Below are 13,378 nucleotides of genomic sequence, written 5' to 3'. Positions count from 1 at the left end.
GTCGGAGGGCCGGGAACGTACTCTCCGCCAGCAAAAAACAAACATCATGAATACCCCGCAGAACCCGATCGAACGCTCCGAAGTCACTTTCCGCTTTCTGGCCGAGCCGGCCGCCGTCAACTTCGGCGGCAAGGTGCATGGCGGGTCGCTGATGAAGTGGATCGACGAGGTGGCTTACGCTTGCGCCGCAACGTGGTCGGGCCGGTATTGCGTGACGGTCAGCGTCGGCAATATCCGCTTCCGTCGTCCGATTCTGGTCGGCAATCTGGTGGAACTGCGTGCGCGCATTGTGGCCACGGGCCGCACCAGCATGCATATCCACGTGTCGGTCCACGCAGGCGACCCGAAGTGGGGCGAGCTGCGCCAGACGACCGACTGCCTGATGGTGTTCGTCGCCGTCGACGAGAGCAATCACCCCGTGGGCGTGCCGTCGTTCGAGCCGAAAACCGACGAACAGAAGGCATTGGCGAAGTACGCCATGGACGTGAAAGCCGCGCTCGACGCCATTGTCGAACTCAAGCCGGAAAACGTCGCGAACTGACTGTACACGACAGCGGGGCGTCGTCGCGCGCGATGCGCGCTACGTCCCCTGACGAACGTCCGGACGGCGCACAGCCGAACGCGATGCATCTTCTCGAAGGTGACTCCATCATGCCGCGCGGCACCGTCAAGCGTTATTTCCCCGAGAAGGGGTACGGCTTCATCACGCCCCACCATGGCGGCGAGGTCGTCTTCGTGCACGAGACGGAAATCCGCGTGCCCGGCGCATCGACGCTCCGGGAAGGCCAGATCGTCGATTACGAAGTCACCCCGGGCGACGCCTACCTGCTCGCGGTCAACGTCCGCGAAGCATCGGGCTGACGCGTTGTTGTCGTTGTTGTCGCTGTCGTCGTCCTCACGCGCCGCTCCCTCCACCGCCCCTCATCCCTCGTAACGTTGACGCCCACTGGCCCCGCCGCATACGACATTTCGTCACGCCGGCGTGCCCGACTCGCCTGTCAAGGTTGACAGTTACCGGATGCACGATCCGGTGATCGAATACGGATATGCGAATGCCTGCTCGGTGACTTCAGGGCATCGGCGGACCCGCTATTCGTCAAGGAGGCTGTCATGCCAATGGGAACCGTCAAGTGGTTCAACGATGAAAAAGGGTTCGGTTTTATCTCGCCGGACAACGGTGGTGAAGACGTATTCGTTCACCACACTTCGATTGAGGTCGACGGCAGAAGAACGCTGACCGAAGGACAAAAGGTCGAGTACGAGGTGACGCAAGGCAAAAACAGTCTTCAGGCACAACGCGTCAGACCGCAATGATCTATGGATCTATGCGGCGGCCTCCGCCAACCGGCCGCCATGCGCCCACGGTGACATGCCCCCGTGAGATCGCGTTTACCCGGCGCTCCCCCCTACCTGACAACGTTGACAGTTTCGGGCAGCGCGATACTGTACTTAACTACCGTTGTGGACGGCCCACGGGCGGCACACCTCGCTCCCGTCATTCGCTGATGCGACAGGCTGCGTCCCTTAACCCGACATTTCGTCCAGGAGGTCGTCATGACAAAGGAACTCAACGAACAGTTTACGCAACGCAAGAGCACCCCAACGGCAGACGCGGAAGATATTTTCGCCCACTACTCGGCCATTCAAAGCGTTAGCGTCGCGCACGCGGCAGACCAACAAAAGGTCGAGTTCGATACGTCGAATGCACCTAAGCAACCCGGGGCCCAAAGCATCAAATCGATCTGATCCGCTCGGTCGCCCCGGCAGACGTTTTCGTCACTGCGTCTTGAGCAATCGCTGAGGCGTGAGCAATGCCTCGCCGTCCAGGCGAGCGACGCCCAGCAAGCGTGCCGCCATATCCGCACCGGCCTCAGCGTACACCTTGACTTCGATGCCGTCGTGCGCGGCGGCGCAGGCGCGCAAAGGCGCCGGACAACGAACGTCGTCCAGACGCAAACGTTGCCCGTGGCTGAATCGCTTCGCGAGCGTGTCGTCGAGCCACACCGCCGGTAGCGTCTTGAGCAACGCATCCACCGGTGCGAGCTTCGCCACACGCTGCGCATGATCGAGGGCGTTCAGGTCGTCAAGCGTCACGGCGCCGTCGAGGGTGAGCGGGCCGACCGCCGTGCGGCGCAACGACCGCAGATGCGCACCGCACCCCAACGCCTCACCGATATCCTCCGCCAGCGTGCGCACGTACGTGCCCTTGCTGCACGTCACGCGAAACGTGAACTCGTTCGCCACCGGCAACGCGCACTCGGTCATTTCCAACAGATGAATCGTCACCGCACGCGCTTCGCGCTCGACCGTCTGCCCGGCGCGAGCATACTCATACAGCGGTTTGCCGTCGCGCTTGAGCGCCGAGTACATCGGCGGGACCTGCGCAATCTGGCCGGTAAAGCGCGGCAGCACCGCGCGAATCGCCGCCTCGTCCACCTGCACGGCGCGCGTGAGCAACACCTCTCCTTCCGCATCGCCCGTTGTGGTCGTCTCGCCCAGACGCACACGCGCTTCATACGTCTTGTCGGCTTCCAGCAGGTCTTGCGAGAACTTCGTTGCTTCGCCGAAACACAGCGGCAGCAACCCTGTCGCCAACGGATCGAGCGTGCCGGTGTGACCGGCCTTCAACGCCTGAAGCAAACGCTTGGCCTTGATCAAGGCATCGTTGGACGACAGACCGAGCGGCTTGTCGAGCAACAACACACCGTCGAGCGGGAAACGAGGGAGTTTTTGGCGGGGTGCCTGCGAACGCGGGTCCGTCATGGGTGGGGATGACTCGAGAAATTCGAATGGGGTGACACCTCGGCACGCATCGACGGCGCCCGGGCGTCGCAACGCTGCCGGACTCGCTGTGCGCCAGCCCGGCAGGCTACGTTTTCAATCGACGGTTACTTGCCGTCGCCTTCCTTGTCGCTACCGTCAAGGTCGTCGGCATCGCCGTCGGCTTGCGCATCGTCCTTCGCCCGCGTGGCGTTGGCCGTATCGATCAGACGAGACATCTCGATCGCACGTTCGATCGACTGGTCGAAGTGGAAATGCAGCGTCGGCACCGTATGAATGTGCAACCGCTTGAACAGCAGATTACGCAGGTAGCCTGCCGCTTCATTGAGCGCCTCACCGGTCGCTTTCGGATCGCCGGTGAGCGTCGTGTAAAACACCTTCGCGTGCGCATAGTCGGGCGTCACTTCCACGCTTTGCAGCGTGACCAGCCCAATGCGCGGGTCCTTCACTTCGCGCTGAATCAACTCCGAGAGATCACGCTGGATCTGATCGTTGATGCGAAGATTCCGACCGGGAACGCCACGTTTTTTTGCCATAACAAACTCGCTAGTAATGCAATGGCCCACGCCGCCGGTTTCCCGGCTCGGTGGGCCATTCCACTTCCGTTGTGCAAATCGCGTTACAGCGAGCGCGCAACTTCCGTGATTTCAAACGCTTCCAGTTGGTCGCCTTCCGTAATGTCGTTGAAGTTCTTCACCGACAGACCGCACTCGAAGCCTGACTTGACTTCCTTGACGTCATCCTTGAAGCGCTTGAGCGAATCCAGTTCGCCCGTGAAGATGACCACGTTGTCGCGCAACACACGCACGTGCGACGAACGCTTGACGAAGCCGTCGAGCACCATACAGCCCGCCACTGTACCGACCTTCGGCACCTTGAACGTCTGACGCACTTCGATCAGGCCAGTGATCTCTTCCTTCTTCTCCGGCGCCAGCATGCCCGACATGGCCGCCTTCACCTCATCCACTGCGTCATAGATGATGTTGTAGTAGCGAATGTCGATACCGTTCGACTCGGCCAGCTTGCGCGCCAGTGCATCGGCACGCGTGTTGAAGCCAATGATGACCGCCTTCGATGCCGTTGCCAGGTTGACGTCGCTTTCGCTGATGCCACCGACCGCCGCATGCACGATCTGCACGCGCACTTCCGGCGTCGAGAGCTTGTTGAGCGACTGGGCCAGCGCTTCCTGCGAACCCTGAACGTCTGCCTTGATGATGAGGGGCAGCGTCTTGACTTCACCTTCGGCCATCTGCTCGAACATGTTCTCCAGCTTCGCAGCTTGCTGCTTGGCCAGCTTCACGTCGCGGAACTTGCCCTGACGGAACAGCGCGATTTCACGTGCCTTCCGTTCGTCCTGCACCACCAGCACTTCCTCACCGGCGCCCGGCACTTCGGACAGCCCCTGGATTTCCACCGGGATCGACGGGCCGGCTTCCTTCGCGTTCTTGCCGGTTTCGTCCAGCATGGCGCGAACACGGCCATATGCCTGCCCAGCCAGTACCATGTCGCCACGGTTGAGCGTGCCCGACTGCACCAGAATCGTCGCGACCGGACCCTTGCCCTTGTCCAGCTTCGCTTCGATCACGATGCCCTTGGCCGGTGCGTCGACCGGCGCCTTCAATTCCAGCACTTCGGCTTGCAGCAGCACGTTCTCGAGCAGATCGTCGATACCCGTACCCGTCTTCGCCGACACCGGCACGAACGGCGAGTCGCCACCGTATTCTTCCGGCACCACACCCTCGGCCACGAGTTCCTGCTTCACGCGGTCCGGGTTGGCTTCCGGCTTGTCGATCTTGTTGATCGCCACCACGATCGGCACACCGGCCGACTTCGCGTGAGCGATCGCTTCCTTCGTCTGCGGCATCACGCCGTCGTCCGCCGCGACCACGAGAATCACGATGTCCGTTGCCTGCGCACCGCGGGCACGCATGGCCGTGAAGGCCTCGTGACCCGGCGTGTCGAGGAACGTCACCGTACCGCGCGGCGTGTCGACGTGATACGCACCGATGTGCTGCGTAATACCGCCGGCTTCACCCGCCGCCACCTTGGCGCGACGAATGTAGTCCAGCAGCGAGGTCTTGCCGTGGTCGACGTGACCCATCACCGTCACCACCGGCGGGCGCGGCAGCGCTTCTGCCACCGACGCCTCGTTGCCGAGGTCCAGCAGCGTTTCCGGATCGTCCAGCTTCGCAGCGATCGCGCGGTGGCCGAGTTCCTCGACCACGATCATCGCCGTTTCCTGATCCAGCACCTGGTTGATGGTCACCATCTGGCCCATCTTCATCATCAGCTTGATGACTTCGGCGGCCTTGACCGACATCTTGTGCGCGAGATCGGCAACGCTGATCGTTTCCGGCACATGCACGTCACGCACGACCGGTTCGGTCGGCGCCTGGAATGCCTGACGGTCGTCCTGCGCATGACGGTCGCCGCGACGGCCGCCACGGCCACCGCCACGCCAGCCATCCGAGCCACCGCTCGTATCGCCGCGCGTCTTCATGCCGCCGCGCTTGTTGCGATTGTCGGTGTCCTTCTGCCACGCGCCCGGCTTCTTGTCCTTCTTGTCGGCAGCGCCCGCCGTCGTCGAGGCCGGTGCCGCGACCGGCTTCTTGTCCGCCGGCTTGGCGGCAGCACCTTCCGGCTTGGCCGGCTTGTGCAGCGTGCCCTTTGCGGCGTCCGGCTTCGCCGGGGCAGCGGCAGCCGGCGCCGGCTCCGGCGCCTTCAGCACGCGACGCGGCGCGTTCATCATCTCGCGAATCGCACGGGCTTCGGCTTCCGCCGCCGCGCGACGCTTGCGAATCGCTTCTTCTTCGGCGCGCGCCTTGTCAGCCGCAGCGCTCGCCTTCTCGGCGGCCGCACGGGCTTCTTCGCTGGCCTTGCGGGCCTGCTCACGCTCGGCGTCGGCCTTGGCAGCGGCCGCCTTCTCGGCTTGCGCTGCCTTTTCGGCTTCGGCCTTCGCCGCCTTGTCGGCTTCCGCTTGCGCCAGCTTTTCGGCTTCGGCGTCAGCAGCCTTGGCTTCGGCCTTCGCCTTTTGCTCTTCGGCCGCCCTGGCCGCTGCGGCAACGCGCTCCGCTTCCTCACGCGCACGGCGCTCGGCAGCTTCCTTCTCTTCGCGCTCGCGACGCTCGGCTTCTTCGCGCTCCAGTTGTTCCTGGCGACGCTTGAGCTCGGCCGCTTCCGCCGCCAGACGCTCCGCTTCGCGGCGTGCGTCTTCCTCACGCAGACGCAGCGCTTCGTCCTCGGCCGCAGCGGCGGCGTTCTCGGCGCCTTCCGCCACGTCGTCACGCTTGACGAACGTGCGCTTCTTGCGCACTTCGACCTGAATCGTCCGCGCCTTACCGGTCGCGTCGGCCTGCTTGATTTCCGAGGTCTGGCGACGCGTCAGAGTAATCTTCTTTTTGTCGCCGTCGCCAGCGCCGTGCGATCGGCGCAGGTGCTCCAGCAGACGGGCCTTGTCGGCTTCCGTCACCGAATCGTCGGCGCTGAGTTTGTCCACGCCGGCGGCTTTGAGTTGCTCCAGCAACACGCCGGCCGGCATTTTCAGTTCTTCAGCAAATTGGGCTACGTTGATGCTCGCCATTCAAACCTCTTCAAGCAAGGCCAGGCGCCTTGCGGTTAACTTCAAAGTTCACTGTTCCATATGCATGCCGGGGCAGGTCATCATTGGAACCAGTGCTCTCGCGCTTTCATGATCAGGGCCTTGGCGGCTTCCTCGTCGACGCCCGTCATTTCGGTCAGTTCGTCGACAGCCAGTTCGGCCAGATCATCGCGCGTCTGAATTTCATGCTCGGCCAGCTTGGCCAGCAACTCGGGCGTCATGCCGTCGAGGCTCTTGAGGTCGAGCGCAACACCTTCGACCTTCTCCTCGGTGGCAATCGCCTGCGTGAGCAGTGCATCGCGCGCACGATTGCGCAGTTCGTGCACCGTGTCCTCGTCGAATGCTTCGATTTCGAGCATTTCGTTCAGAGGCACGTAGGCAATTTCTTCCAGGCTCGAGAAACCTTCCTCGATCAGGATGTCCGCCACTTCCTCATCCACATCGAGACGCTGCATGAACAAGGTACGCAGCGTGCCGCGCTCTTCGTTCTGCTTCTCGGCCGATTCGTCCGGCGTCATGATGTTGATCTGCCAGCCGGTCAGCTCCGACGCGAGGCGCACGTTCTGACCGCTGCGACCGATCGCGACCGCCAGTTCGTTCTCGTCGACGACCACGTCCATGCTGTGCTTCTCTTCGTCCACGACGATCGACTGCACCGCCGCAGGCGCGAGCGCGCCGATCACGAATTGCGCGGGGTCTTCCGACCACAGCACGATATCGACGTTCTCACCACCGAGTTCGTTACGCACCGCCTGCACACGTGTGCCACGAATGCCCACGCAAGTGCCGATCGGATCGATACGCTTGTCGTATGCCACGACGGCGATCTTGGCGCGCACGCCCGGATCACGGGCAGCCGACTTGATCTCCAGCAGGCCCTGTTCGATTTCCGGCACTTCCATGCCGAACAACTCGATGAGGAATTCCGGCGCCGTACGCGAGAGTTCGATCTGCGGGCCGCGAGCCGTGCGGTCGACCTTCACGATGTACGCGCGAACGCGGTCGCCGATACGCAGGTTTTCCTTCGGGATGAGCTGATCGCGACGCAACAGCGCTTCGACACGGCCCGACTCGACGATCAGGTTGCCCTTATCGAGACGCTTGACCGTACCGGTCATGATCTTTTCGCCGCGCTCGAGGAAATCCGACAGGATCTGCTCGCGCTCGGCATCGCGAATACGCTGCAAAATCACTTGCTTGGCGGCTTGCGCGCCGATACGGCCGAATTCGACCGACTCCACCGGCTCTTCGATGAACTCGCCGATTTCGATCGACGGATTGTCTTCCTTGGCTTCGAACGACAGAATCTGCTTGTCCGGCTCTTGCAGACCCGCTTCGTCCGGCACTACCAGCCAGCGACGGAAGCTCTCGTGCTCGCCCGACTCACGGTCGATGTGCACGCGAATGTCGACGTCTTCGGTGTAGCGCTTCTTGGTGGCCGAAGCCAATGCTGCTTCAAGCGCGCCGAACACGACATCTTTGTCGACGTTCTTTTCGCGCGCGAGCGCATCGACCAACAGCAATACTTCGCGACTCATCGTTTGCGACTCCTAAAATCAATCTGCGGCACAAGGCGCGCACGGTCAATATCCGCGAGGGTGAATTCGAGCAGCGCCGGGCCGCCCTTGCCTTCGAATTCAAGGCTCAAGTTTTCGCCTTGCGGCGCCTGCAAAATGCCGCGGAACTGCTTGCGGCCTTCGAGCGGCACACGCAACGTGAGACTCACTTCGACACCGGCGAAACGCTCGAAGTCCCGCAGCTTGCGCAGCGGACGGTCGAGCCCCGGCGACGACACTTCAAGTCGGTCGTAATTGACGTTCTCGACCATCAGGACATGCGAGAGCTGACGGCTCACCGTCTCGCAGTCATCGATCGTAATGCCCTCCGGCTTGTCGATATACACGCGCAGCAGTCCGCCGCCCGCGCGCTCAAGATCGACCAGCTCGTAACCCAGGCCTTCGACCGTGGTCTCGATCAGTTCTGGCAATTGCAACTTTGCTCACCCTAGAAAAACTCGCGCGCATCAGCAGCGCCCGACATGTCTGCGCGCCCCGCATGGGACGTCGCACGATGCCCGCCTCGACCGCCCGGGCCGGTGTACCTGAGTCGGCACACCCACTCCCCGACGCGGCGGCATCGGCCGCGTAAAACGCTCGCGGCAAAAAAAAATGGGCGAAACGCCCATTTCTTACAGCCTCATTGCGCATGAGGTGCGCGTCGCAGCAGAACGCCCGACACGCAAACCAGCTTATTCATTGATTTTATATGGTTTTGACCCGATTTGCAACGCTTGGCACCGCAAAAGCCTCTCGACAGGGCATCGTTGCTACCTTGCTGCACCGCAAAATCGGGGCAACGACTCAGCGGGACCGGTTGCCGCCGCGATTACCGCGGTTGCCCTGATTTCCGCCACCGCCACCCGCGCGATTTCCGCCGCGACTGCGATTGCCATTGCTATTGCCACCACCATTTCCACCGCTACCGCCTCGCGACTGGCCACCGAAACCACCGCCCGCATTCCCCCCCGCATTACCGCCGCCAAAACGGCGACCCTCGCCGCGCGGCGAAGGCGTCTGCCCGGGGTAGCCACCACTCGGCCCCACAAAGGCGGTGAGCGGGTTGGCACGCGGACGGCGCGACTGGCCAGGCTCGCGAGCGAACACGCCGAGCGCCGTCTGCATCGGATCCGGCTGACGACGCGGCTCCTTCGGCGCACCGGCCTTAGCGCCACGCCCCCCGTTGCGCGCGCCCTTCTCGTCCGACGCAGCGCCCGGCATCTTCATGCCGACGGCGGCGAACAGCGAGCGCACCTGCGCTTCGTCCATTTCCTCGTAACGGCCGCGCTTGAGCCCACGCGGCAGTGTCAGCGGACCGTAACGCGTACGGATCAGACGGCTCACCATCAGCCCGGCCGCGTCGAACATACGACGCACCTCGCGGTTCCGGCCTTCGGCCAGCGCCACGTGATACCAGTGATTCGAGCCTTCGCCGCCACCATCCTTCAAACGCAGGAAGTTGGCCTCACCGTCTTCGAGCTTGATGCCGTGCAGCAGTTGCTGACGCGACGCTTCGCTCAGTTGACCCACGGTCCGGACCGCGTATTCGCGCTCGATCTCGTAGCGGGGGTGCATGAACCGGTTCGCCAGATCGCCCGAAGTCGTCAGAATCAGCAAACCTTCCGTGTTGAAGTCGAGACGACCGACGGCGAGCCACTTCGCCGTCTTCATCGGCGGCAGACGATCGAACACCGAGGTGCGGCCTTCCGGATCGGAGTGGCTGACGATTTCGCCTGCCGGCTTGTGATACAGCAGCACGCGCGGCGGCTTGCTGGTAATGCGACGCTTGACGAGCTTGCCGTTGATACGAACCTGATCGGTCGGCAGAATGCGCTGCCCGATGTGGGCCGGCTCCGAATTCACGGACACGCGACCGGCAAGAATCAACTCCTCCATTTCGCGGCGCGAACCCATGCCGGCTTCGGCCAGCACCTTGTGGAGCTTCGGCGCTTCGTCGTCCGGCGACAAGACACGACGGTCCGCCGGGCGGCGACCGCGCTTCGCAGCAGCGCTATCGCCTTCGGCATCGTCACCGTCGAATCCGCCCGACGTCACAAACGCGAACAGATCGCCATCACCGGCATTGCCGGCATTGCCCTTGCCGCGCCCACCGCCGGCCGGCCCCTTGCGACCACGCCCCTGCGTCTTGCCCGGCGCGCCCTGACCACCCTGAGCGGCGTGTCCGCCCTGCGCGTTTTGTCCGCCCTGCGCGCCTCGTTGCGCGCGGCCGCCCGATGTTGCGCCATTCGCGCCGGCGGCCTGCGACGATTGCTGCGCATCGTCGCGCTTGCCGCCACGCGGCTTGCGAGAATTTGCGCGAGCGCGCCCCTGGGCCGCCGCCGGTGCGCCTTCGGCGCCCGACGCCTGCGCCTGCGGCGCGTCGAAGGACAATGCCCCTTGCGCGGCGTCCGACGCGGCAGCCTCGCCGTTGTCGTCGCCTTCGCGCTTGGCTTGCTGAGCCGCACGACGGCGGGCGATCAAACTGCGCGGACCGCGGCGCAAGCCTCGGCGCGACGCCTTTTCATCGCCGCCCTCACCTTCCGGCGAACGTGCTTCGGCACCGGCATCGCGTGCGTGCAGGTCCTGGGATTCTTCGTTTTGTTTCAACACAACCTCATTGGAAAACGGGATCGTCGCGGGCAGGCATAAGTCGCTGCCCTGATCCGTGTTCGCACCATGAATGCGCGGCAAATACGTGCCGCGACTTCGTTCTTATCGCAAACGGTCCTTCGGGTGAGTGCGGCGCCAGGCGCCGCGACCTCAGGTACCGGTGACGAGATTCTTGTCGTCCCCGTCGTTCTCGTCGTCGTCCATCGCACCGGGCGTGGGCTGCCCGGCGGCGGCTTCGTTCGCTGCCGAGTCGACAGCGTGGGGAGGAACCTCCTGCGCCAACGACGCTGCGGGATCTGCCGCATGCGCCGCGTCGTCTTCGGCCCCGACGTCTTGCCCGATGTCATGCCCGACGCCCTGCTCGCTGTCCCGCATATCTTGCGGCGAATCTTCGCCCGCAGGAACCGCAGCGCCCGACACTTCGGAAAATTCCTTGTATTGCGTCCCGCCCTCGCCATCCGACGATTCGATGTCGAACCTCGCCGGCACATCGCCATGCGAGTCGCCATCCGCTTCGCTGACTTCGTCCGCGACCAGCACATCCGCCGCGTCGCCATGCGCGGTGCCGTCCTGCTCACTGACGTGCGTCACGCCGTCGAGTTCCTCGGCGGCCGTCGAAATTTCGGCAGACGGGTCGGTCGCCACTTCGTTCGGCGCCTCGGCAGCCACATCTGTCACGACGTTTGCCGCCGCCTCCGACACGCTATGCGCCGACGCTTCGGCTTCGGCCATCACGGCATCGAGCAGCACCGCTTCCGTGAGCACGTCGCCGGATTCAGCCGCTGCGTCGGCCAACGGCTGTGGCCGCTGATCTTCCGGCAACCCTTGCGCGAGCGGCAAATCGTCGGCGCGCGACTGTGCGAGACGGGCGAGCGCTTCGGCATCGGCGACCGGGACATCGTCGGACACCGCCGCCTCGCCCTCCTCACCCTCGGCGCGCTCGCCGAATTCGATATTCTGCTGCGCGAGCAAATCGATCTGCGCCTGCGCTGCCGGATCTTCAAGCGGCGGCAGCGCGTCGAGCGCACGCAAGCCCAGATCGTCGAGAAAGTCCTTGGTCGTAGCGTACAGGCCGGGGCGTCCCGGCACGTCGCGATGACCGATCACCTCGATCCAGCCACGATCTTCGAGCTGCTTGATGATCTGCGTGTTGACCGTCACGCCGCGAATCTCTTCGATATCGCCACGCGTGACCGGTTGGCGATACGCGATGATCGCCAGCGTCTCCATCACGGCGCGCGAGTACTTCGGCGGCTTCTCCGGATTGAGGCGGTCAAGGTATTCACGCATGCGCGGACGGCTCTGGAAACGCCAGCCGGTGGCCAACGCCACCAATTCCACACCTCGGCCATCCCATTGCACGCGGATTTCCTCGAGCAGCGCGCGCACCGTGTCGCCAGACACGGCGTCATTGAAAAGCTTGCGCAGATCGCCGACCTTGAGCGGCTCCTGCGCGCAAATCAACGCGGTCTCGAGGACGAGTTTCGCCTCTTGGGTATTCATGTGCGACTAAGCAGACCGGGGGCTTGGCAACCCGGTATCAGGAATAAATGGATGCTTGGAACACGAGAAACGGTCGTCGATGGAAAAAACAACCGCTTCGCATAAGCGCGCGCCCTTTTGTGTTCGGTCGTAGTGACGGCGGCGCGACCAGAGTGCTTCGAAACGACCTGCCGGGAAAACGCCCAGGCCGATAGTGCGGCGAGACGGACGTCCGGTATGTGCGCAATTATTACTGAAACACCGACGCCCGTAAAGCATCGTCGAAACCCTGAGGTCCCGCCTGCCGAAACGGCGGGTCGACGCCTCATGGTAAACTCTCAAAATAACTTCAGGGGCCTCCATGACCACCGAGATCGGTCGCATTCCCGGCAACCCCATTCCGGTTGCCCAGCCTCGTTGTTCCACCTGCTCACTGGGGCAGTTCTGCCTGCCCGTCGGCATCCCTGAGCCGGAGCTGGAACGACTGGACGCACTCGTAAGCGAGCGCCGCCGCCTCAAAAAAGGCGAAGTGCTCTATCACGCCAACGATGATCTGAGCGCCGTCTACGGCATTCGTTTCGGGTCACTCAAGAGCTGTGTCACGGCCCCCGACGGCCGTGAGCAGGTCGTCGGCTTTCACCTTCAGGGCGAACTGATCGGCCTGGACGCCGTGGCCGACAACCATCACCCGAGCACCGCCATCGCGCTCGAAGACAGCGAGCTGTGCATCGCACGCTTCAATGAGCTGGAGACGCTTTCGCGTCAGGTGCCGTCGCTGCAACGTCAGTTGCATCGCCTGATGAGCCAGGAAATCCGCAACGAACACCAGCAATTGCTCGCGCTCGGGACGATGCGGGCGGAGGAACGTCTGGCCGTCTTCCTGCTGAACCTGTCGGAGCGGCTGTCCGCACGGGGCTACGCTGCCAATGAGTTCGTTTTGCGCATGAGCCGCGAAGAAATCGGCAGTTTCCTCGGCCTCAAGCTCGAAACGGTCAGCCGCCTGTTCTCGCGTTTTGCGCAGAACGGCATGATCGAGATCCGCCAGCGCCACGTCAAGATCGTCGACGGCGTGGCCCTGCGTGAACTCGCCGGCGTGCAACACTGCTGATCCGGCTTGCGGGGGCGCACGAGCGCCCCCGCTCCTGCGCCCCCCTCACCGGGCCTCTCGCTTCCCCGCGTTTCCTGCACTTCCTGCACGTCCCGCATTTCCATCGATTCCCGCGCATGCATGCCGGTCGGCCACGACCGAAAGCCGCACGTGTCAGACACTTCCCCGTTACCGATAAACTACCGGCGCCGCCCGGCCAACGCCTTGCGCCAGATCAAACGTCGCGCATGACGGGGAAACCGC

The 13,378-nt window shown here is 63.6% G+C and carries 12 protein-coding genes; 5 read left to right on the top strand and 7 right to left on the bottom strand.

From position 1 onward, the window contains the following. The first annotated feature begins 46 nt into the window (after positions 1 to 46). The 4 genes from PAN31108_RS13930 to PAN31108_RS13915 all read left to right on the top strand — a co-directional run bounded on the left by PAN31108_RS13930 (position 47) and on the right by PAN31108_RS13915 (position 1,746). A complete protein-coding gene (locus PAN31108_RS13930) occupies positions 47 to 541 on the top strand; it encodes an acyl-CoA thioesterase (protein ID WP_150659189.1) in 495 nt (164 codons plus the stop codon). 110 nt (positions 542 to 651) lie between these two features. Continuing rightward, positions 652 to 861, top strand: coding sequence for a cold-shock protein (locus tag PAN31108_RS13925; protein ID WP_150669425.1), 210 nt, complete (start codon positions 652 to 654; stop codon positions 859 to 861). A gap of 249 nt (positions 862 to 1,110) precedes the next feature. Next, the gene (locus PAN31108_RS13920; RefSeq protein ID WP_150669424.1) at positions 1,111 to 1,314 is read left to right on the top strand and encodes a cold-shock protein; all 204 of its coding nucleotides are present in this window, start codon (positions 1,111 to 1,113) and stop codon (positions 1,312 to 1,314) included. A gap of 240 nt (positions 1,315 to 1,554) precedes the next feature. Further along, complete coding sequence (locus tag PAN31108_RS13915) at positions 1,555 to 1,746, top strand: cold shock domain-containing protein (protein ID WP_150669423.1); 192 nt, start codon at positions 1,555 to 1,557, stop codon at positions 1,744 to 1,746. Positions 1,747 to 1,776: 30 nt separating this feature from the next. On the opposite strand, the gene truB is transcribed toward PAN31108_RS13915, so the two are convergent. From truB to scpB, 7 genes are all read right to left on the bottom strand, one after another. Further along, positions 1,777 to 2,763, bottom strand: coding sequence for a tRNA pseudouridine(55) synthase TruB (gene truB, locus PAN31108_RS13910; RefSeq protein ID WP_150669422.1), 987 nt, complete (start codon positions 2,761 to 2,763; stop codon positions 1,777 to 1,779). A gap of 125 nt (positions 2,764 to 2,888) precedes the next feature. Continuing rightward, entirely contained in the window at positions 2,889 to 3,317 is a 429-nt protein-coding gene (gene rbfA, locus PAN31108_RS13905; protein ID WP_150669421.1) for a 30S ribosome-binding factor RbfA, read from the bottom strand. A gap of 83 nt (positions 3,318 to 3,400) precedes the next feature. Next, complete coding sequence (gene infB / locus PAN31108_RS13900) at positions 3,401 to 6,361, bottom strand: translation initiation factor IF-2 (protein ID WP_150669420.1); 2,961 nt, start codon at positions 6,359 to 6,361, stop codon at positions 3,401 to 3,403. Positions 6,362 to 6,441: 80 nt separating this feature from the next. Continuing rightward, a complete protein-coding gene (nusA, locus tag PAN31108_RS13895; RefSeq protein ID WP_044455502.1) occupies positions 6,442 to 7,917 on the bottom strand; it encodes a transcription termination factor NusA in 1,476 nt (491 codons plus the stop codon). Further along, positions 7,914 to 8,372: a ribosome maturation factor RimP gene (gene rimP, locus PAN31108_RS13890; RefSeq protein ID WP_044455501.1), complete on the bottom strand. Its 459-nt coding sequence runs from the start codon at positions 8,370 to 8,372 to the stop codon at positions 7,914 to 7,916. The genes nusA and rimP overlap by 4 nt, the downstream gene beginning before the upstream one ends. A 367-nt stretch (positions 8,373 to 8,739) precedes the next feature. Further along, positions 8,740 to 10,542, bottom strand: a complete 1,803-nt coding sequence (locus PAN31108_RS13885; protein WP_442417679.1) for a pseudouridine synthase — start codon at positions 10,540 to 10,542, stop codon at positions 8,740 to 8,742. Positions 10,543 to 10,695: 153 nt separating this feature from the next. Next, entirely contained in the window at positions 10,696 to 12,048 is a 1,353-nt protein-coding gene (scpB, locus tag PAN31108_RS13880) for an SMC-Scp complex subunit ScpB (RefSeq protein WP_150669418.1), read from the bottom strand. A 340-nt stretch (positions 12,049 to 12,388) separates the two neighbouring features. Here scpB and fnr point away from each other — a divergent pair, with 340 nt between their 5' ends. Continuing rightward, positions 12,389 to 13,135 carry a fumarate/nitrate reduction transcriptional regulator Fnr gene (gene fnr, locus PAN31108_RS13875; protein ID WP_150669417.1) on the top strand — a complete coding sequence of 249 codons (747 nt, stop codon included), beginning with the start codon at positions 12,389 to 12,391 and terminating at the stop codon, positions 13,133 to 13,135. The last annotated feature ends 243 nt before the right edge of the window (positions 13,136 to 13,378 follow it).

The organism is Pandoraea anhela, assembly GCF_902459655.1.
GTDB classification, from domain to species: Bacteria; Pseudomonadota; Gammaproteobacteria; order Burkholderiales; family Burkholderiaceae; genus Pandoraea; species Pandoraea anhela.
This window is presented reverse-complemented; position numbering and strand designations above follow the sequence as displayed.